This is a genomic window from Euryhalocaulis caribicus, from assembly GCF_000412185.1.
GTDB lineage: Bacteria > Pseudomonadota > Alphaproteobacteria > Caulobacterales > Maricaulaceae > Euryhalocaulis > Euryhalocaulis caribicus.
In genome coordinates, this window is record NZ_ASJA01000020.1 from 28,578 (window position 1) to 48,346 (window position 19,769).

Sequence of the window (19,769 nt, forward strand, 5' to 3'; positions counted from 1 at the left end):
CTCAGATCGCTTTGCCAAAGGCGAAAGCGGCCTGCTGACCTTCTTCTGCAATCCGCACGGGCGCGAAGCTGCGCCGGTGAATCGGCGTGGGGCCCAGCTTGGTCAGCGCCGCCTTGTGGGACGGGCAGCCATAGCCCTTGTGGCTGGCGAAGCCGTAGCCGGGATAGACGGCGTCCATCTCGATCATGATGCGGTCGCGCGTGACCTTGGCGATGATGGAGGCCGCGGCGATGGAGACGGACTTGCCGTCGCCGCCAATGATCGTCTCGCACGCGCAGCTCAGCATGGCGGGCCGCGCATTGCCGTCGATCAGGGCGAAGGCGGCGCGCTCGGGCAGGGCGGAAACCGCCCGCGCCATCGCCGTCATTGTGGCGTGATAGATGTTCAGCTGATCAATTTCCCGATGGTCGCACATGCCGACGCCCACCACGGCGCTCTCACGGATGCGGGCATAGAGCGTCTCGCGTTGCTCATGGCTCAGAACCTTGGAGTCGTTCAGCCCGCGCGGGCGGCGCTTGCGGTCCGGGAAAAAGACGGCGGCGGCCACCACCGGCCCGGCCAGCGGGCCGCGCCCGGCTTCGTCCACGCCGCAGACCGGCGTTTTCGCGCATCGTCTTTCGTACAGAAAATCGGGCATCGTTCCTAATCCCAACCTGCCGCGATTCAGCGCCAATCGGCAAGCAGGCCTCGCACGCGGGGCGGCGCGGCTGTAAGGGTTGAGACGATGCTCAGCGCCGTCATCCCCGCCCTCAACGCCGCCGCCACGTTGCCCGCGACGCTGGAAAGCGTGACCGGGGCGGACGAGATCGTTCTTGCCGATGGCGGGTCCGGCGATGCGACGGTTTCGGTGGCGGAGGGCGCGGGCGCGCGCCTCGTTTCATCGCCGCCCGGTCGCGGGCGGCAGCTCATCGCCGGGGCGTCGGCGGCGCGCGGCGACTGGCTTCTCTTCCTGCACGCCGATACGCGACTCTCGCCGGAATGGCGGCGGGCCGTGGATTCCTTCACCGCCGACCCCACCAATCGGGAGCGCGCCGCCGTTTTCACTTTTGCGCTGGATGATGATTCCCCCGCCGCTAAACGCCTTGCCTGGTCCGTGAACCGCCGAACGGATTGGTTCGGCCTGCCCTATGGCGATCAGGGCCTGCTGGTCTCGCGTCGCTTCTATGACAGCCTTGGCGGCTATCGCCCGTTTCCGCTGTTCGAGGACGTGGACCTTGTCCGCCGCATCGGCCGGACGCGCCTGACCCGCCTGCCGGTCCGCGCGGTAACCAGCGCCGAGGCGTTCCGGCGCGACGGTTATTTGAGGCGCTCCTTGCGCAATCTCACCCTCCTGACCCGCTATCTGGCGGGCGCCTCGCCGGAATCGCTTGCAGAGGAATACAGGCGATGAGGCCCCGTCTGGTCATCTTCGCCAAGCCGCCGGCGATGGGGCGGGCCAAGACGCGGCTGGCTGCCGATATTGGGCCGGTCCGGGCGATGCGGCTCTACCGCGCCATGGTCGCCCGCACCCTGAGAAATACGCGCGATCCGCGCTGGCAAACCCTGCTGGCGCTGCCCGACGATAGCCTGAGTGCCCGTCACCCGGTCTGGCCGCAGGATCTGCCACGCATCCCACAAGGGCCAGGCGATCTGGGCGCGCGGCAGGCGCGGGCCTTCGATGCGCCCATGACTGTGGTGATCGGAACCGACACGCCGGACGTGACTGCGCGCGACATCGCCGCCGCCTTCGCCGCGTTGAGGCGGCGCGAGGCGGTGACCGGACCGGCGGTCGATGGCGGCTACTGGTTGCTGGGCTTGAAGCGGCCCGCGCGGCCGGGCCTGTTCGACGGCGTGCGCTGGTCGCACGCCAACACCTTGAATGATCTTGAGAAACGTCTGCCGCGCCCTATCATGAGGCTCGCCGCCAAGCGCGACATCGACGACGGGACGGACCTTTGAAAACACGCCTTCTGGCCTGGTGGGACGATCTGCGTTCCAGCTACTGGTTCATCCCCGCGGTGATGACCGTTTCGGCAATCATCCTGTCCTTCGCCTCCACCGCTTTCGACCAGATGATCGGTCAGGACTGGGTGGAGGGGTTCGGCTGGGTCTACGCCAACAAGCCGGAGGGCGCGCGGGCCTTCCTTTCCACCATCGCCGGGTCAATGATCGGCGTGGCGGGGGTGACGTTTTCCATCACCATCGCCGCGGTAGTCTATGCGACGTCGCAATTCGGTCCGCGCCTTTTGACCAATTTCATGCGCGACACCGGAAACCAGGTCACGCTGGGCGCTTTCATCGCCACCTTTATCTATTGCCTGATGGTCCTGCGCACCGTGCGCAGCGCGGACGAGCCGGTCGGCGATTTGCCGGAAGGGGCGGAGCTGTTTACCGGCTTCGTGCCGCATTTCTCCATTCTTCTGGCGATCGGGTTCGTCCTGCTCAGCGTCGCGGTGCTGATCTATTTCATCCATCACATCCCGGACTCGGTCCACGCCTCCAATGTCACCGCCGGCGTGGGGCGCGAGCTGAAGAACAAGATCGCCGATTTTTATCCGGCGCGGGAGGAAAAGGACGCAATCCTCCCCATGGATGATGCGCCTTTTGATCCGCCGGACGCTCCGGCGCGGCTGGCCGCGAAATCCGCCGGCTATCTTCAGTTTCTCTCCGTCTCCTCGCTGATAGAGACCGCCCGCGCCCGGGATGCGGTGATAGAGCTGCGCTTCCGCCCCGGCGATTTCGTCACGCCCGGCCATGCGCTGGTCCGCGTCTGGCCCGCCGAGGCGCTGGACGAGGATATGGAGTCGTCCATCCGCAGCGCCTTCTCCTTTGGCCGCAAGCGCACGCAGGGGCAGGACCCGATCTTTCTGGCGAACGAACTGGTGGAGATAGCCGGGCGCGCCCTGTCGCCCGGCATCAATGATCCGTTCACGGCAATATCCTGCATGGACTGGCTGGCCAACGCGCTGGGCGAACTGGCGCAGCGACGCGCCGTTTCCGAACGGCGTCTGGACGATGACGGCGATCTGCGCGTCATTCTCTCCACCCCCGATTTCGAGGAATTCTGCGAAGTCGCCTGGGGTCAACTGCGCCCCTATGTGCAGTCGGACCGCAACGCCGCCCTGCACATGATGGCCTTGCTGGCCGCCGCGTCCGAGGTGACGCCCGCGCGCGCCGACCGCGAAACCCTCGCCCGCCACGCCGGCGCTCTGAATGACGGCGCCACGGAATCGCTGGACGCCCGGTCCGCCGCCGCCGTGGCGGAGCGCTACGCGGTGGCGGTCAGCCTTCTGGAGACCCCGTCCGGCTTCGATGACGCCGTGGCAGAGCATCGCTGGCTGAGCGGACGGGGATGAGCGGCAAGACGATCCGCGAAAGCTGGGACGCCAACGCCGCGCGCTGGATCGATGTTGCGCGGGAGGGCCGCTTGCCCAGCCGCGCGGTCACAAGCCCCGCCATCCTCAAGGCCGCCGCGGCCCTGGCGCCGGATCGCGTGCTTGATCTTGGTTGCGGGGAGGGCTGGCTGGCCCGCGCCCTGACGGAGAAGACGGGCGCGCGAGTCACGGGAATCGATACGTCGGCTGCATTGATCAAGGCGGCGCAGGCGGAGGATCCGGAGAATGATTACCGCGCCCTCGCCTATGAAGACGCCGCGGCGGATCCGGCCCGGCTCGGCGGCCCGTACAATCTGGTTATCGCCAATTTCGCTCTGTTCGACGAAGATCTGACGCCCGTCCTCCGCGCTATCGCGCAGGCGCTGACGCCGCAGGGCCGCCTCCTTATCCAGACGCTCCACCCGTCCCTGCTCGACCCTCAGGGAGACGGCTGGCGCACCGAAAAATGGGACCGCTTCGCCGGCGAAGGCTGGACGGACATGCCGCTCTATCTGCGGACCATGGAGGGCTGGCAGGCTGTCCTCGATGAGGCCGGTTTCGAGCTTACGGAGACGATTGAGCCAAAGGACGAAACGGGGGCTCCGCTCTCCATCATCTTCGCCGCCTCAATATGAGGGCCTAACCCTCCTCCAGCCGCTTCTGCAGGCTCAGCAAATCGCGCCAGGTCTGGCGTTTGAAGTCGGGTTTTCGCAGCAGGAAGGCGGGGTGGAAAATGGGCAGGGCGGGGATGGTCTGGGCCTGCGATTCATCGCCGGCGGCGGGGGTGTAGGCCCCCCACTTGCCGCGCATCCGCATGATGCCCTCGCTGGAATTCAGGATGGCCTGCGCCGAGGTTTTGCCAGCCAGAACGAGTATCCTGGGCTGCGCCAGCGCGATATGCCGCTCCACGAACGCCATGCAGGCGGCGAGGTCCGATTGCGACGGGTCGCGGTTTTTCGGCGGTCGCCAGAACAGCATGTTGGTGACATAGATGTCCTCGCGGTCCAGCCCGATGGAAGCGAATATCCTGTCCAGCAACTGGCCCGAACGTCCAACAAACGGCAGGCCCTGCCGGTCCTCGTCGAAGCCCGGCGCCTCGCCGATGATCATCACGCCCGATTTCATGGATCCGCGCGCGAAAACCGTGTTCTGCGCCGTGGCTTTCAGGGTGCAGCCCTCAAACCCTTCAATGGCGGTTTTCAGCTCCTCAATGGTGGAGGCCGAGGCGGCCAGGCGGCGGGCGTCGCGCGGGGCGTCGTCTTCCGGCGCGCCGGCGCGTGAGGGAGAGGGTGCTGTCACGCGCTGCGGACGCGGCGCGCTGGGCTTTTCGGGCGCGCCCGGCGCGCGGGATTCCCGCCGTTCCGGCGCAGCGGCGGACCTGGCGCGCGCCGATGGTGGCGGCGCGACCGGGTCAACCCCCGCATCGGCCCACCATTCGATCAGGCTGCGCGCGGCGTCATTTATCGCCGCATCCTGTGGTTCGGGCTTTGTCACGCCCTAGCTCCCTCAACGTCCATACGCTAAGACCTTAGGACGAAACGGAGAAACAAGGGAGAGGCCGCTTCATGAGCGACGCCGGCGAACAGCGCGAATCCATGGAATATGACGTCGTGATCGTGGGGGCGGGGCCTGCCGGGCTGGCCGCCGCGATCCGGCTGAAGCAGCGCGCCGAGGAAGCGGGGAGCGAGCTGAATGTCGCGGTTCTGGAGAAGGGCTCCGAGGTCGGCGCGCATATTCTTTCCGGCGCCGTGATCGACCCCAAGGCGATGGACGAGCTGCTGCCGAACTGGCTGGAGGACGGCTGTCCGCTGAACACGCCAGTGAAGCAGGACAAGTTCTTCGTTATGGGCGAGGCCGGGTCTCTGGCCATCCCGAATTTCATCATGCCGCCGCTGATGAACAATCACGGCAATTATGTCGGCAGTCTCGGCGATATGTGCCGCTGGCTGGCCGAGCAGGCCGAGAATCTGGGCGTCGAGGTTTATCCCGGCTTCGCGGCCGGCGAGCTGATCGAGGAAGACGGCGTGATCCGCGGCGTCGCGACCGAGCCGTTCGGCGTCGGCAAGAACGGCGAGAAGAAGGACAGCTATCAGCCGCCGATGGAGCTGCGCGGCAAATATGTGCTGCTGGGCGAGGGCGTGCGCGGCTCGCTCTCCAAGTCTGTCATCAAGCGTTACGGGCTGGACGAGGGCAAGGAGCCTTCAAAATTCGGCATCGGCCTGAAAGAGCTGTGGCGCGTGGCCGAGGGCAAGCACCAGCCGGGTCATGTGCAGCATTCCTTCGGCTGGCCCCTGAAATCCGACACCGGCGGGGGCAGCTTCATCTATCACTTCGGATCGGACGAGAACCGCTATGTCTATGTCGGTTTCGTTGTCCATCTGAACTACAAGAATCCGTATCTGAACCCGTTCCAGGAATTCCAGCGCTTCAAGACGCACCCGGACGTGAAGGAGCTGCTGGAAGGCGGCGAGCGCATTTCCTATGGCGCCCGCGCGATTACCGAGGGCGGCTACCAGTCTGTTCCGAAACTGTCCTTCCCCGGCGGCGCGCTGATCGGCTGTTCCGCCGGACTGGTGAACGTGCCGCGCATCAAGGGCAGCCATAACGCCATGAAGACCGGCATGATGGCCGCCGAAGCCGCGTTTGACGCCATTGCGGAAGGGCGCGCCGGCGACGAACTGGCCGCCTATCAGGACGCCTATGAGGGGAGCTGGGTGGCGAAGGACCTCAAGAAGGTCCGCAACGTCAAACCGCTCTGGTCGAAATTCGGCCTGGTCGGCGGGGTGACGCTGGGCGGCATCGATATGTGGACCAATACGCTGCTGGGCTTTTCGGTCTTCGGCACGATGAAGCACGGCAAGACGGACGCGGCCTGCACCGAGCCGGAGAGCAAGCACAAGCCGATCGTCTATCCCAAGCCCGACGGCGTCTTCAGCTTCGACCGCCTGTCCTCGGTGTTCATTTCCAACACCAATCACGAGGAAGACCAGCCCTCGCACTTGAAGCTGCGCGACCCGGATTACCCGGAAGAAACGGAAATGCCGGTCTATGCCGGCCCGTCCCAGCGCTATTGCCCTGCGGGGGTCTATGAATATGTCGAGGGCGATCCGAAGCGTTTCCAGATCAACGCCCAGAACTGCGTCCACTGCAAAACGTGCGACATCAAGGATCCGGAGCAGGTAATCTACTGGACGACGCCGGAAGGCGGCGGCGGGCCCAACTATCCCAACATGTAAGGGCATGAGTGACGGCAGGCTTGAAACATAAGGTGCGGCGGGCGCTGGGCGCCGGGGTTTCCATCCTCGCGCTGGCGGCCTGTTCGACTGCCTCGGCGCCGTTCGCCGGGGATGCGCCGCGTTCGGTTTACGGCGATTATCTCGCCGCGCGCTGGGCCGATGCGCGCAACCATTCCGGCGACGCGGTCAGCTATTATCAGCGCGCGCTGGAGAAAGAGCCCGAAAGCGCCTTTCTGGCGGAACGGGCCTTTTTCTCCGCCCTGACTTCCGGCGATCAGGCCGCCGCGGCGGATTTCGCCACGCGCACCATGCAGACCGACCCGGACAATCGTCTGGCGCGTCTGACGCTGGCCGCCGACGCGCTGGCCGAGCGGCGCTATAACGATACGCTGATGCTGCTGGACCAGACGACTCTGGGGCCGTTCAACCGGGTCGTCGGCTCGCTTCTGATCGCCTGGGCGGAAGCGGGGAAGGGCAATGCGCAAGCCGCGCTGGACGCCATCGCCGCGCCGAACGAATCCGGGGCGTTCGCCTCCCTGTCCGGTCTTCATTATGCGCTGATCCTGGCGAAGTTCGAGAGACCGGGGGCGGAAGAGGCTTTCCAGAGCGCGGTTGAAACGTCCGCCCTGCCGTCCTTCGCCATTCGCGAATACGGCCGCTGGCTGGAGCGGGCGGGCCGCGTGGACGAGGCGCGAAGCCTCTATGAAGACCGCCTCGCCGAGTCGCCCAATGACGCGGTGACGCATGCGGAAATGGCGCGTCTGGTCAGCGGGCAACGCCCGCCCGCCCCGGTCACGGCGGCCGAGGGCGCGGCTATCGGCGTCTATGGCCCGGCAGCGGCGCTTTCCACGCAGGAACAGACCCAGCTTTCGCAGATCTATCTGGAAATCGCCCTGCGGCTGGACCCGGAATTCGGCCCGGCGCGCGTGCTGCTGGCGCGGCTGTTCAGTCAGGACGGGCGGCTGGCGGAGGCGGATCGTCTGCTCGCCGCGTTGCAGCCGAATGCCGCGTCCGCGCTGGAGGCCGAAATCATCCGCGCCCAGATCAAACTGGTGCAGGGCGACACCGAAACCGGAATCGCCCTTCTGCAGGAGGCGTGGCGGCGCAGCGGCGACCGGCAGGCGGGCCAGTCTCTGGCCGAAGCCCTGCGCATCGCCGAACGCTGGGAAGAGGCGGAAACCGTCTCCACCACGCTGATCGAGCGGGCGGGCGAAGCGGCGGATGGCGAGCTTTATTATGGCCGGGGCATTGCCCGCGAACGCCAGAATAAATGGCCCTCCGCGCGGTCCGATTTCCGCCGCGCCCTGCAGCAATCGCCGGACGACCCGGAAATCCTGAACTATCTCGGCTACACGATGGTCGAACGCGGCGAGAATATCGACGAAGCGTTCGGCATGATCGAACGCGCCATCATGCTGCGCCCGCGCGCCGGCTATATCGTCGATAGCCTGGGCTGGGCGCACTACAAGCGCGGCGATTACGCCGAAGCGGTCACCCATCTGGAGCGCGCCGTGGCGCTGGAGCCCGCCGACGCCACCATCAACGCGCATCTGGGCGACGCCTACTGGATGACCGGCCGTCGTCTGGAAGCCCGCTTCCAGTGGGAGCGCGCGCTCAGCTTCGATCCCGAACCATCCATCGAACAGGAACTGGCCGAGAAGCTGGAGAACGGCCTGAATTCCACGCCGTCCAGCATGGCGGATACGCGATGAGGCCCGCCGCGGCCCCGGCAAAAGTGAATCTCTGGCTGCATGTCGGGCGCAAGCGCCGGCGCGACGGCTATCACAAGCTCAACAGCCTGATCGTTTTTGCGACCGAGTTCGACGAAGTCGCGGCCGAGCCGGCGGACGACCTGACGCTGGAAATCGAGGGGCCGTATGGCGAGGGGCTGAGCACGACCGATAATCTGGTGCTGGACGCCGCCGAAGCCTTCGCCAAGGCGGCGCGCAAGGCCCGTCCGGGCGCGCATATCCGCCTGACCAAGAATCTCCCCGTCGCGTCCGGCATGGGCGGCGGGTCTTCCGATGCGGCCGCGACGCTGCGCGTGCTGAACGAAATCTGGGAAATCGACTGGCCGCTGGGGCGGCTGCAGGATGTCGCCGCGAAGATCGGCGCGGACACGCCGGTCTGCGTCGATCCCCGCCCGACCATCGTGACGGGCGTGGGGGAGCGTCTGGCGCCGCTGGAATCCTGGCCCGCCCTGCACGCCGTCCTGGTCAATCCGGGCGTGGAGCTTTCCACGGCGGAAGTGTTCCGCGCCTATGATGTCGGACATCGCGACCAGCCGCATGATCTGCGCATCCCGCTGGGCCTGTCCGATCCGGCCCACGCGATCCGCCTGATCAAGGAAGGCTCGAACGATCTGGAAGGCCCGGCGGTGCGCCTGTGCAGCCAGATTACGCCGGTGCTTGAAACGATCCGGGCAAGCGAGAATTGCTGTCTTGCCCGCATGTCCGGCTCGGGCGCGACCTGTTTCGGGCTCTATGAGAGCGAGGCCGAGGCGAAACGCGCCGCCGAATCTATCGCCGCCGATCACGGCGAATGGTGGGTGCGCGCGGTGAAGCTGGGCGGCTGCGATATTGACGGTCAGGAAGCCTAGTAGACCCGGCTGACCACGAAGTCGGGCAGGTCCATCATGGCCGTGCGCAGCGGGCTTTCCTCGAAAATTTCCAGCGATCCGGCGGCTTTGTTGGCGTGATGCCGGGCGGCGTCCAGCGTCTTCTCGACGCCGTTGTGCCGGGCCACGATCTCCAGCGCGCGTTCGAAATCGCCGTCCGTCTGTTCCAGATCGGTCAGGGTGCGGGCCCAGAAGGCGCGTTCCTCCGCGTCGCCGCGCGCATAGGCGACGGCGACGGGCATGGTGATCTTGCCTTCCCGGAAATCGTCGCCCACCGACTTGCCCATCGCCAGGGTGGCGCCGGCATAGTCCAGCGCGTCGTCGACAAGCTGGAAGGCCAGGCCCAGGGACTGGCCATACTGGCGCATCGCCTGGCGGCGCTTGTGCGGCGTTCCGGCCAGAACGCTGGGGGATTCCGCGGCGGCGGCGAACAGCTCTGCGGTCTTGGACGCGATGATGTCCAGATAGGCCTCAGCGGACAGTTCCACGTCGCCGATGGCGGCCAGCTGTTTCACTTCGCCTTCGGCGATCACGCTGGCCGCGTCGGCCAGCACGTTCAGCGCCTCGATGCTGCCTGCTTCCACCATCAGGTTGAAGGAGCGCGCGAACAGGAAATCCCCGACCAGCACGCTGGCCGAATTGCCCCAGATCGTGTTGGCCGATTCCTTGCCGCGCCGCAGGCCGGACTGGTCGACCACGTCGTCATGCAGCAGGGTGGCGGTGTGGATGAACTCGACCGCCGCGGCCAGTTTCAGATGCCCGTCGCCGCGATAGCCCAGAAGGCGCGCGGCGGCGCAGGCGATCATCGGGCGCAGGCGTTTGCCGCCGGCGCCGACCAGGTGGTCGGCGACGTCGGGAATCATTCCCACCGGGCTTTGCATGCGCTCGTCGATCAGCGCTTCAACCCGGTCCATGTCGTCGGAGAGCAGGCGCGACAGGCGGTCAGCCGGCGTCTCTGCCGGCGCGCTGTCACGCGGCGCTTCAGCGGTCAGTCCCAAAAAGACGCCCCTTGTCGAAAACCATCAGCCTGCCAGACAATAGAAACCGGCCCCCGCGCGGGCAAGCAATGAGCGCCGCGCAATGGCGCCGCAGGGAAAACTGGAGATAAGCCCCCGTGATCGAAATTCTACGCACCAATGACGCCGTCATGCTGAGCTTTGCCGAAACCCTGCTGCGCGAAGCGGATCTGGATCCGGTGATCATGGATACGCATGCCTCCGTGCTGGACGGATCGGTGCTGGCGATCCAGCGGCGGCTGATGGTCCCGGACGATGCGGCGGACGAGGCCCGCCAGATCCTGAAAGACGCCGGCTTGAACCCGAAGTGAGCGACGCCTTCCTCGACGGCGCGATCACGCTGCGCCAGCCGGCGCGGGGATTCCGCGCCGGAACGGACAGCGTGCTGCTGGGCGCGGCGGTCCGGGCGGGGCGCGGCGAGCGCGTGTTCGAGCCGGGTTGCGGCGCTGGGGCGGCGCTGCTGATCGCTGCGCACCGTAACCCGGAGGCGATGTTTGCCGGGCTGGAACAGGACGGCGGGACAGCGGCGCTGGCGGCGGAGAACGCGGCGGAGAACGGGCTGGGGGAGCGCGTTGTAATCCATGAGGGCGATATCGCCGCGCCGCCGGATGCGGTGCGGGAAGCGCTGTTCGACCAGGTTTTTCTCAATCCCCCCTTCTTCGATCCGGAAGGCGGCTGGCGGCCGCCGCGGGAGGATAAGCGGGCCGCGCACTGGGAGGGCGCGCCGCTGGAGGGGTGGCTGGACTTCGCGCTGCGGCGGCTGAAGCCGGAGGGGCGGATCACGCTGATCCACCGGACCGAACGTCTGCCGGATATTCTGGCCGCCTTTGCCGGCCGCGCGGGCAGCGTGCGGGTGAAGCCGGTGGCCTCGCGGCCGGGGCGCGCGGCGGGGCGGGCGCTGGTCACCGCGGTCAAGTGCGGGCGGTCGCCCTTTACGCTGCTGCCCCCGCTTGTGATGCATGGGACTGAAGGCAAGGCGTTCAGCGCGGAGGGCGAGGCCATATTGCGCGGCCGCGCCGGGATCGACTGGGAGGAATGATGGCGGATCGGGAGAATATCGTTGTTCTGACCGGGGCGGGCATTTCCGCCGAGTCGGGCGTGGCGACTTTTCGCGACAAGGACGGCATATGGTCGAAATTCGACTGGCAGAAGCTGGCGACGCCGGAGGCGTTCGAGAGCGACCAGCAGACCGTCTATGATTTCTACAATACGCGCCGCCACAAGCTGCGCGATGTCTCGCCCAACCCGGCGCATGAGGCGCTGGCCCGGCTGGAGCGTGAATGGGGCGGCGGGTTCACGCTGATCACCCAGAATATCGACAATCTGCATGAGCGCGCGGGCTCGCAGGCGCTGATCCACATGCACGGCGAGATGATGAAAATCCGCTGCGCCGAGTGCGAGACGGTAACCCCTTACGATGACGATCTCTCTTTCGATCTGGCGTGCCGGGCGTGCGGCGAATCCGGGCGGATGCGGCCCCATGTCGTGTGGTTCGGCGAAATGCCGCTGGAGATGGAGGGCATCTACCGGGCGCTGCAGGAGGCCGATCTGTTCGTCGCCATCGGCACGTCCGGGGCGGTCTATCCGGCGGCCGGGTTCGCAGCGGAGGCGCAGGCCATGGGGGCGCGGACGCTGGAGCTGAACCTCGAGGATTCGGACATCACGCCGCGGTTCGACGCGGTGCGGCGCGGCCCGGCGGGCGCGGTCGTGCCCGAATGGGTTGAGGAATTACTGGACGCTTGAGCCGCTTGCGCTGGCCGAGGCGGAGCGGTCTTCCAGATCGAAATAATAGCGGGTCATCGCCTCCCGCCACAGCGGGATGAGGGAGGAAACGTGGCCGACGGTCACCCCGCCCTCCGCATTGATGTCCATTTCCAGAACCGCCGACCCGTCTTCGGCGCGATAGGCGCGGGTGAAGCGATGGGTGCGGTTCCAGTCATTGATGGCGTCGAGCGAGGGCGCGGCGCCGGAAAAGGCGGTGCGCAGCTGGATATCGCTGCAGCGGCCCTGATCGTTGCAATTATAGAGATAGACGAACCAGGCGATGCGGTCGCTGACCACCACGCGCTGATCGGCCACCACGCCTCCGCCGGGGATGGAGTCCAGCTCCGCCGGCAGGGCGTTGAGCAGCAGAATCTCCATCACGTCCTTGGGGCTGAGGGCCTGATAGACGACTTCTTCCGCCGCGCGCGCCGGGGACGCCTGACCAAGCGCGGCCAGCAGCAGCGCCGCGATCAGGCCCAGAACTGGCAGCCGGCAGGGTTTCATTGACGTCATTTCCGTTCGGTGTTCGCCCTCTTCAAAGGGCATCAAATCAGCAAGCCTGCTTGCGGACAACGCTCAGGCGCTGTCCTCGATCCGGTGCATGTCCTCGTCGGAGAGGCCGAAATGATGGCCGATCTCGTGCACGATGACGTGGGAAATCAGCTCGCCCAGCGTGATGTCTCCGCGCTCGCACCACTCGTCCAGCAGCGGGCGGCGATAGAGGAAGACCATGTCGGGCTCCCCGCCCGGGTCGAGATGCGATTTCTGGGTCAGGTCCACGCCCTGATAAAGCCCGGTCAGCTCGAACGGGTTCTCGATCCCTAAGTCGCGAAGCACCTCCTCCTCGGCGAAGTCGTCCACCCGCATGATGACGGGGCCGCACAGCTTGGTGAATTCAGGCGGCAGCTTCGCCCAGGCGTCTTCGGCGATGGCCTGAAAGTCGTCGAGCGAGGGGGCGTATTCGTTAGTGCGTTCGGTCATGGGACTCATGTAGCGCAGAATTGGACGGGTTGCCCCGGAAACAAAACCGGAACATTATGCGGGAATGATGGATCAGAGCAGCGCCGTTTCCGCCAGCAATCCCGCCATTGACGATGCGTCCGCCCTGATGCGCGGCGTGGCGCGGCTTTTTGCCGAGCGCGGCTATGCCTGCGTGCCGGAGCTGATCCTGGCCAATGGCCGCCGCGCCGACATCGCCGCGCTGGGGCCGAAGGGCGAGCTGGCCGTGGTGGAGATCAAGTCGGGGCTGGCCGATTTCCGTTCTGACGCGAAATGGCCGGACTATGTGGGCTATTGCGACTCCTTCTATTTCGCCGTCTCGCCGCGCTTTCCGCGCGACATCATCCCCGAAGAGGCCGGCCTGATCGTCGCCGACGCCTGGGGCGGGGCCATCCTGCGCGAAGCCCCGCCGCGGCTCGTGAAGCCGGCGCGGCGCAAGGCGGTGATGCTGAGATTCGCCCACTGCGCCGCCGGCCGGCTGATGCGCGGATAGGGGAGGCAATCTCCTCTTTGTCAGTTCCTTCTCCCCTATGGAGGGGAGAAGGTGGTCCGGAGGACCGGATGAGGGGAGGCGTTGGAGGGCGCGCTTTATTCTGAGACCCGCCCCCTCACCCTTTCGGCTGGCCAAATCCGGTGGATTTGGAGCCTCAAAACCTTCGTCGGAAAATCGATTCACTGGATCGATTTTCTCTCCTCAGCCCCCTCTCGGGGGCGAGGGGACTTTTTCTACCCTCCACTTCTCTTCAATCGTCATCCTCCGATCTCCGCTGCGCTCCGTCGGAGGATGACGGGGTTGGTTTGGGTTTCCGGTTATGCCTACGCCTCCACGGCCGCGCGTTAGTTTCTGTGACGGGCCTTCGAGACGCCGCGCTCTGGCGCGGCTCCTCAGGGTGAGGGTGATGGGAAAGGGATAGGAGAAAGAGGGGCTTCCAGCCCCTCAAACCTTAGCCTGAGGAGCCCGGAAGGGCGTCTCGAAGGCGGGCTCTAGAACCGCGAATTTCCCCGGGAAAATCCGGGGAAATTCCCTATTTGGGGGCGCGTTTGGCGAGGATGCGTTGCAGGGTGCGGCGGTGCATGCCGAGGCGGCGGGCGGTTTCGGAGACGTTGCGGTTGCACAGCTCGTAGACGCGGAGGATGTGCTCCCACCGCACGCGGTCGGCGGACATGGGGTTGTCCGGCGGCTCGGGCAGTTTGCCGGGGCCGGCCAGCAGGGCGTTGGTGATGGCGTCGGCGTCGGCGGGCTTGGAAAGATAGTCCACGGCGCCGGCCTTCACGGCGGCCACCGCCGAGGCGATGCCGCCATAGCCGGTCAGCATCACCACGCGGCAATCGGGGCGGTATTCGCGCAGGGCCTCGACGACATAGAGGCCGTTGCCGTCCTCCAGCCGCAGGTCGAGCACGGCGAAGGCGGGCGGGTTGAGGCGGGCGATGTCGATGGCGTCCTCGACCGTGGCGACGGCGCTGACCGAGAAGCCGCGCTGTGTCATGGCCTGACCAAGACGGGTGCGGAACGCGCCGTCATCGTCGAGAATCAAAAGCGAATGATCCTCCGGCAATTCAAGACGGTCCGGCTTCACGTCGGGGTGGGACTGGGGCGTATTCATCATCAAGCTGCCTCCTGCCCGGTCTATATAGGTTGCGGATCCGCCGAGGGCGAGTAGGGCGGCGCTTGAATTGCACCAATCGGCCACACAGCCACGGCGCGCGCGCCCGAAGCGGTGTTGGAAAAGGCGATCTTTCCGCCCGTGCGGGTGATCAGCGTGTCGGCGATGAACACGCCAAGACCCATGCCGCCGGCGTCCGCCGCCCCTTCGCGGGTCGAGACATAGGGCTCGCCCAGCTTGGCCAGCACTTCCGGGTCGAAGCCTTCGCCGTCATCCTCGATGGTCACGGTGACGTCGCGGTCGGTCCAGACGCCGGTGACGGTGACGCGGGCGGCGGCGAAATCCACCGCGTTCTCCACGATATTGCCGAGGCCATAGATGATCTCTGGCGCGCGGGTGAGATCGGGCATGCGGCCCGGACCGGAAACGGAGATATCGATCTCCGCCCCGAAATGGCGGAAGGGTTCGGCGATTTCCTCCAGCAATGTGCGGAAATCGGCGCGGGCGATGCCGGCGTCGGCCTCGTCCCCGCGGCGGGAGAGCTGTCCCAGAATGTCGCGGCACCGCTCGGCCTGCTGGACCAGGAGGCGGGCGTCATCGGCCAGCGGGCTGTCTTCGGGGATGGCGCGCGCCATTTCCTTGGCGGTGAGCTGGATGGTGGCCAGGGGCGTGCCCAGCTCATGCGCGGCGGCGGCGGCGATGCCGCCAATGGCAGCCAGGCGCTGTTCCCGCGCCAGCACGGCCTGCGTGGCGGTGAGGGCCAGAGCGTTGCGCGCGGCCTCCGCCGAGGCGCGCCAGGCGGTTAGGCCGGCAAAGGCCATGGTGATGACCAGCGCGGTCCACAGGCCGAACACATACATGGTCGGCAGGATGAGGGGCTGACCCTCCGACCAGGGCAGGGGATGGCCCAGTACGGCGATGGCGGCGGTGCAGGACAGGGCGAACACCGCCAGCGACAGCGCCATGCGGCCGGGAAGGGTGGCCGCGCCGATAACGACCGGGGCGGCGAGGATGACGACATAAGGGTTTTCGAGTCCGCCGGTGAGGCCGAGGATGAGGGCAAGCTGGGCGATATCGAAGGCGAGCTGCCACATCGCCTCCTGCGGGCGGGCGAGGCGCGACAGGCGCAGCCGCACCGACATGGCGAGGTTGAGGCCGATCGAGGCGGCGATGGCGGCGAAACAGGCGGCCAGCGGCAGCTCGAACCCCAGGCCGAACTGCACCACCAGCACGGTCGCCATCTGCCCGGCGGCGGCGAACCAGCGCAGCATGACCAGGGTGCGCAGGCGGACCGTGCCCCGGACCGGCGGCGTGAGGGGGCGGTCATCGGGGGGCGCGGCGTATGTGTCGCCTTTCATGGACATGGAATTTGCGCTTTCCTAACTGGCCTCTGCACGGGCGCTCGGCCCGGCCCATTGTTACGCCCCGCGCGCCCCGCGCGCCAACACGCAAAAAGGACACGCCATGCGACCGGCGTCCGGATTTTCCACCCTATCCAAGATTATTATCGGCGGTTCGTTGGCGCTGATCGTGGTGCTTGTGGCGGCGGTGCTGCTGCGCCCGCAGCCGCAGGGGCCGAGCATCGCCCAGCCGATGGGCAGCGCGGCGATCGGCGGCGAATTCACCCTTACCGACGATTCCGGCGAGACGTTCACTGACGAGGATCTGAAGGGCAAGGCCAGCCTGATCTATTTCGGCTATACCTATTGCCCCGATGTCTGCCCCTATTCGCTGCAGGCGATGAAGGCGGCGCTGGGGCAGCTCGGCGCAAGCGAACGCGAACAGTTCCGCACAGTCCTGATCAGCGTCGATCCGGAGCGCGACACCGTTGATGCGCTGCACCAATATGTTCAGTCCGAAGCGTTCCCCGAAGGCCTGATCGGCCTGACCGGGACGGCCGAACAGGTCGATGCGGCGAAGGCGGCCTACAAGGTCTATTCCGCGAAAGTCGAGGATGAAGGCTCATCCGCTCAATACCTTGTGGATCATACAAGCCTGATCTTCCTGATGGGCAAGGACGGAGAATTCGTCTCCGCCTTTACCCACCAGGAGCCGCCGGAAACGATTGCGAAAGGCCTCCGCGACTATATTGCAGCGCAGTAAAAGCGTTTGCCCTTGCCGGTGCGGCGGGCCTATCCTTTTCCGCTGACAAGACCGCAAGAGTCGAAATTTCAGAGGGGGCGCAGATTTGCTTTACGCAATGTACGAGATGGGGCGCGCCGCGATGACGCCCTGGCGCGCGGCGGTGAACGCCGGGCGCAATGCGGCCCTGTCGCCGATGAACCCGTTTTTCGAAACCCCGGCCGCGCGGACCTGGGCCGCGGCGGCGGAAGTGTTCGAGCGGGCCTCCCGCGCCTATAACCGCCCCGACTGGATGATCGAGGCGACCGAGATCGGGGGGAGCCGCGTTCCGGTCAGCCCCGAGACGATCTTCGAGACGCCCTGGATGGAGCTGACCTGGTTCCGCCGCGAGGCCGGGGCGCTGAAGGCGGCGACGGGCGGCAAGGCGCAGCCGAAACTGCTGCTGGTCGCGCCGATGTCCGGCCATTACGCCACGCTGCTGCGCGGCACGGTCGAGGCCTTCCTGCCCGATTTCGAAGTCTTCATCACCGAATGGAAAAACGCCCGCGCTGTCCCCTTGAGCGACGGGCGTTTTGATTTGAACGACTATGTCGATCACGTGATCGACGCGCTGCACGTGCTGGGGCCGCAGACCCATGTCGCCGCGGTGTGCCAGCCGGGGCCGCTGGTGCTGGCCGCCACGGCCGTGATGGCGGACAATGACGATCCGTGCACGCCGGCCAGCATGACGCATATGGGATCGCCCATCGACGCCCGGCGCTCGCCCACCGTTCCCAATGTGCTGGCCATGCAACGGCCGCTGAGCTGGTTCAGGGATAATCTGGTCCACACCACGCCGCCGCCCTATCCGGGGGCCCTGCGCCGGGTCTATCCGGGCTTCCTGCAGCTGATGAGCTTCATGAACATGAACTGGGACCGGCACGTGGACGCGCACTGGTCCTTTTTCGAGCATCTGGTCGATGGCGACGGCGACAGCGCCGAGAAGCACCGGGAATTCTATGACGAATACCTGGCGGTTATGGATCTGTCGGAGGAATTCTACATCCAGACCGTGGACGAGGTGTTCCAGCAATTTACCCTGGCGCGCGGCAAGATGATGCATCGCGGCCAGCGCGTGCGGCCGCAGGCGATCACAAAGACGGCGCTGATGACGGTCGAGGGCGAGAACGACGATATTTCCGGCATCGGCCAGACTCAGGCCGCGCATGATCTTTGCGAGAATATCCCCGAGGAGATGCGTCTGGACCACGTGCAGGACGGGGTGGGGCATTACGGCGTGTTCAACGGCCGCCGCTTCCGCGAGGAAATCGCGCCCTGCATGAAAGGCTTCATGCGCAGCCACTGGGATGAAAAGGCGGACCTGAAGGCCCGCCCGGACTTCGCGGCGCTGATCCGCTAGGCCGCTAGTTTTCGGTCGCCTCGGCGGAGAAGTTCAGGGCGTCCTCGTCGACCACGCCGCCCTCGCCGACAAACTCGCTGAGGGCCAGCGGGGCGTCCGGCGCCACGCGGATGGTCAGAACGCCGGGATCCTGAAGGAAGCTGGTCAGCGCGGTCGAAAGCTCGGTCAGCGCGGCGCGCGGGGCCTGTTCGGGGGCGAAGGCGGACATCAGGGCCACCATGCCTACGGCCTGCGCGCGGACGGTTTCGGGGTCGGCGCCCTGCATCTGCGCCGTTCCGTTGAAGATATTGTCGGTCAGGCCGCGATCCTCCAGCCGCAGCATGAAGTCGCGCAGCTTGATGTCTTCCAGCGGCAGGTCGGCGGCGGCGGGCGGCGCATCGCCCGGCTCGGCCGCGGCGAGATCGGTGCTCAGGGCGACATATTCGCCATAGCCGTCCATATCCAGCGTGGTTTCAAGGCGGAAGCCGTCCTCCATCTCCACCCAGCTATCCTCGATAATCAGGCGGTCGGCCTCGCGGTCCCAGACCTGGCGGCCGGCGCTGGACAGTTTCAGCGTGTCATAGCCGAACATGCCGGCCATGACCCCGCCCTGCATCCCCAGCGGGCCGGACGTGTCGAAGCTGATCTCCATGGCCGGAACTTCGCTGAGCGAGACCATGCGCTTGCCTTCGGTGCGGTTGGAGAAGGCCGCTTCGGGCATGTCGAGCTTCACCCCGCCAATATCGGCGGTCAGGCCCTCGATCCTGCCGTCCATGTCGAAATCGCCCTGCATCTGGTCCTGCTGCATCTGCTCCATCAGCTCGCCAAGGGCGTCCGGATCGCTGTCGGCCAGCGAGAACATGTCCATGGAGCGGGCATAGACGTCGTTCATGCGGATGGCCTCGACCGCGAGGGCGGCGTTGACCGGCTGGCCGGTCTGTTGGTCGGTGAAGGTCGCCGTGAAGTCGAAATCATTGAAATTCATGGCGCCGAGCGTGCCGTCCTCCAGATCGTCCATCTCGATGGAGGCCAGCGTCATGGCGCCTTCGCCCTCGCCTTCCTCGGCGAAGGTCAGCTCCAGATCCTCCAGCAGGAAGGCGTCGAAGGCGAGTTCGGAGAAACGGGCGGCGTCCTCCGCAGAGCTTCTGGCGCCGTCATCGTCGTTGTCGTCGGCCTCCTGCATGGCGCGGACCATGGCGGCGTTCGGGCCGGCCAGGCTGATGCGCGCGACAGTTATTTCCGAGCCTTCGCCGCTGGCGGAGAAGTTTTCCATTTCCCAGAGGTCGAAGACCGGCTGGCCGTCATCCATGCGCGGGTTCTCGACGACCAGGGACTCCAGCTCGGCCGTTCCGTCCAGATCGCCGCCCGCCTCTGCCATATCGAAGGTGAGGCCGGTGAAGACCGCGCGGTCGCCGTCGCGGCGGTAATCGTCCCAGGTGACGCCTTCGGCGGTGTCCTCGGTCAGCTCCAGCGCGGCCAGGGCTTCATCGAACGCGGCGTCGCCGCCGCCGCGGCCGCAGGCGGCCAGAAGGACAAAGGCGGCGGGAACGATCAGGGATTTCTTCATGGACGCGGTCTCCGGCAGGGAATGGCTGGGCGTTTTTCAGCAAACTAGCGGGCCGGACGCGGTCTGTGAACGCGAACGGCGGTTATCACGGATATTTTTTGCGCAAGGCCGGAGGGCGGGCGGTCAGTCGCCGCCGGCGCCGTTTTCGCGGAC

21 protein-coding genes are annotated in these 19,769 nt (G+C 66.4%); 13 read left to right on the forward strand and 8 right to left on the reverse strand.

Translation table 11 applies throughout. The annotated features are described in order from the left end of the window. Position 1 precedes the first annotated feature (1 nt). Positions 2-637 (reverse strand): ribonuclease HII, encoded by a 636-nt coding sequence (locus L338_RS14150; RefSeq protein WP_051122806.1) that lies wholly within the window; start codon positions 635-637, stop codon positions 2-4. An 87-nt stretch (positions 638-724) separates the two neighbouring features. Between L338_RS14150 and L338_RS14155 the strand changes: the two genes are divergently transcribed. The 4 genes from L338_RS14155 to L338_RS14170 are packed head-to-tail and all read left to right on the forward strand — an operon-like array spanning position 725 to position 3,988. Then, positions 725-1,390: a TIGR04283 family arsenosugar biosynthesis glycosyltransferase gene (locus L338_RS14155; protein ID WP_022699053.1), complete on the forward strand. Its 666-nt coding sequence runs from the start codon at positions 725-727 to the stop codon at positions 1,388-1,390. Continuing rightward, positions 1,387-1,938 carry a TIGR04282 family arsenosugar biosynthesis glycosyltransferase gene (locus L338_RS14160; RefSeq protein WP_022699054.1) on the forward strand — a complete coding sequence of 184 codons (552 nt, stop codon included), beginning with the start codon at positions 1,387-1,389 and terminating at the stop codon, positions 1,936-1,938. The genes L338_RS14155 and L338_RS14160 overlap by 4 nt, the downstream gene beginning before the upstream one ends. Further along, a complete protein-coding gene (locus tag L338_RS14165) occupies positions 1,935-3,335 on the forward strand; it encodes a DUF2254 domain-containing protein (protein ID WP_022699055.1) in 1,401 nt (466 codons plus the stop codon). Before L338_RS14160 ends, L338_RS14165 begins: the two co-directional genes overlap by 4 nt. Continuing rightward, positions 3,332-3,988, forward strand: a complete 657-nt coding sequence (locus tag L338_RS14170; protein ID WP_022699056.1) for a class I SAM-dependent methyltransferase — start codon at positions 3,332-3,334, stop codon at positions 3,986-3,988. Before L338_RS14165 ends, L338_RS14170 begins: the two co-directional genes overlap by 4 nt. Positions 3,989-3,992: 4 nt before the next feature. On the opposite strand, the gene L338_RS14175 is transcribed toward L338_RS14170, so the two are convergent. Continuing rightward, positions 3,993-4,847, reverse strand: a complete 855-nt coding sequence (locus L338_RS14175; RefSeq protein WP_022699057.1) for a uracil-DNA glycosylase — start codon at positions 4,845-4,847, stop codon at positions 3,993-3,995. Between the two features lie 71 nt (positions 4,848-4,918). Here L338_RS14175 and L338_RS14180 point away from each other — a divergent pair, with 71 nt between their 5' ends. From L338_RS14180 to L338_RS14190, 3 genes are read left to right on the forward strand one after another with little or no spacing between them, the layout of a single operon-like run. Continuing rightward, positions 4,919-6,589, forward strand: coding sequence for an electron transfer flavoprotein-ubiquinone oxidoreductase (locus L338_RS14180; protein WP_022699058.1), 1,671 nt, complete (start codon positions 4,919-4,921; stop codon positions 6,587-6,589). 20 nt (positions 6,590-6,609) lie between these two features. Then, on the forward strand, positions 6,610-8,301 hold the full coding sequence (locus L338_RS14185) for a tetratricopeptide repeat protein (RefSeq protein ID WP_022699059.1): 1,692 nt from the start codon (positions 6,610-6,612) through the stop codon (positions 8,299-8,301). Continuing rightward, entirely contained in the window at positions 8,298-9,188 is an 891-nt protein-coding gene (locus L338_RS14190) for a 4-(cytidine 5'-diphospho)-2-C-methyl-D-erythritol kinase (protein WP_022699060.1), read from the forward strand. The genes L338_RS14185 and L338_RS14190 overlap by 4 nt, the downstream gene beginning before the upstream one ends. On the opposite strand, the gene L338_RS14195 is transcribed toward L338_RS14190, so the two are convergent. Next, positions 9,185-10,204: a polyprenyl synthetase family protein gene (locus L338_RS14195; protein ID WP_022699061.1), complete on the reverse strand. Its 1,020-nt coding sequence runs from the start codon at positions 10,202-10,204 to the stop codon at positions 9,185-9,187. The two genes, L338_RS14190 and L338_RS14195, sit on opposite strands and share 4 nt — an antisense overlap. Positions 10,205-10,320: 116 nt before the next feature. Here L338_RS14195 and L338_RS14200 point away from each other — a divergent pair, with 116 nt between their 5' ends. The 3 genes from L338_RS14200 to L338_RS14210 are packed head-to-tail and all read left to right on the forward strand — an operon-like array spanning position 10,321 to position 11,965. After that, positions 10,321-10,533 (forward strand): putative signal transducing protein, encoded by a 213-nt coding sequence (locus L338_RS14200; protein ID WP_022699062.1) that lies wholly within the window; start codon positions 10,321-10,323, stop codon positions 10,531-10,533. Further along, a complete protein-coding gene (locus L338_RS14205; RefSeq protein WP_022699063.1) occupies positions 10,530-11,261 on the forward strand; it encodes a tRNA1(Val) (adenine(37)-N6)-methyltransferase in 732 nt (243 codons plus the stop codon). The genes L338_RS14200 and L338_RS14205 overlap by 4 nt, the downstream gene beginning before the upstream one ends. Then, positions 11,258-11,965, forward strand: a complete 708-nt coding sequence (locus L338_RS14210) for an NAD-dependent deacylase (RefSeq protein ID WP_027068571.1) — start codon at positions 11,258-11,260, stop codon at positions 11,963-11,965. Before L338_RS14205 ends, L338_RS14210 begins: the two co-directional genes overlap by 4 nt. Here the strand turns inward: L338_RS14210 and L338_RS14215 are convergent. Together L338_RS14215 and L338_RS14220 are read right to left on the reverse strand one after the other, a co-directional pair. Next, on the reverse strand, positions 11,951-12,490 hold the full coding sequence (locus tag L338_RS14215; protein WP_161624637.1) for a YbjN domain-containing protein: 540 nt from the start codon (positions 12,488-12,490) through the stop codon (positions 11,951-11,953). The two genes, L338_RS14210 and L338_RS14215, sit on opposite strands and share 15 nt — an antisense overlap. A 72-nt stretch (positions 12,491-12,562) precedes the next feature. Then, entirely contained in the window at positions 12,563-12,967 is a 405-nt protein-coding gene (locus tag L338_RS14220; protein ID WP_022699066.1) for a metallopeptidase family protein, read from the reverse strand. Between the two features lie 67 nt (positions 12,968-13,034). On the opposite strand from L338_RS14220, the gene L338_RS14225 reads away from it, so the two are divergent. After that, positions 13,035-13,478 (forward strand): MmcB family DNA repair protein, encoded by a 444-nt coding sequence (locus L338_RS14225; protein ID WP_027068572.1) that lies wholly within the window; start codon positions 13,035-13,037, stop codon positions 13,476-13,478. A gap of 532 nt (positions 13,479-14,010) precedes the next feature. On the opposite strand, the gene L338_RS14230 is transcribed toward L338_RS14225, so the two are convergent. Together L338_RS14230 and L338_RS14235 are read right to left on the reverse strand one after the other, a co-directional pair. After that, positions 14,011-14,592 carry an ActR/PrrA/RegA family redox response regulator transcription factor gene (locus L338_RS14230; protein WP_022699068.1) on the reverse strand — a complete coding sequence of 194 codons (582 nt, stop codon included), beginning with the start codon at positions 14,590-14,592 and terminating at the stop codon, positions 14,011-14,013. A gap of 20 nt (positions 14,593-14,612) precedes the next feature. Next, the gene (locus L338_RS14235) at positions 14,613-15,953 is read right to left on the reverse strand and encodes an ActS/PrrB/RegB family redox-sensitive histidine kinase (protein ID WP_022699069.1); all 1,341 of its coding nucleotides are present in this window, start codon (positions 15,951-15,953) and stop codon (positions 14,613-14,615) included. 100 nt (positions 15,954-16,053) lie between these two features. Between L338_RS14235 and L338_RS14240 the strand changes: the two genes are divergently transcribed. Together L338_RS14240 and L338_RS14245 are read left to right on the forward strand one after the other, a co-directional pair. Then, positions 16,054-16,692, forward strand: coding sequence for an SCO family protein (locus tag L338_RS14240; RefSeq protein ID WP_022699070.1), 639 nt, complete (start codon positions 16,054-16,056; stop codon positions 16,690-16,692). Between the two features lie 85 nt (positions 16,693-16,777). Then, complete coding sequence (locus L338_RS14245; RefSeq protein WP_022699071.1) at positions 16,778-18,070, forward strand: polyhydroxyalkanoate depolymerase; 1,293 nt, start codon at positions 16,778-16,780, stop codon at positions 18,068-18,070. 4 nt (positions 18,071-18,074) lie between these two features. Here L338_RS14245 and L338_RS14250 read toward each other — a convergent pair whose 3' ends face one another. After that, positions 18,075-19,616 (reverse strand): AsmA family protein, encoded by a 1,542-nt coding sequence (locus L338_RS14250; protein WP_022699072.1) that lies wholly within the window; start codon positions 19,614-19,616, stop codon positions 18,075-18,077. Positions 19,617-19,769 lie beyond the last annotated feature (153 nt).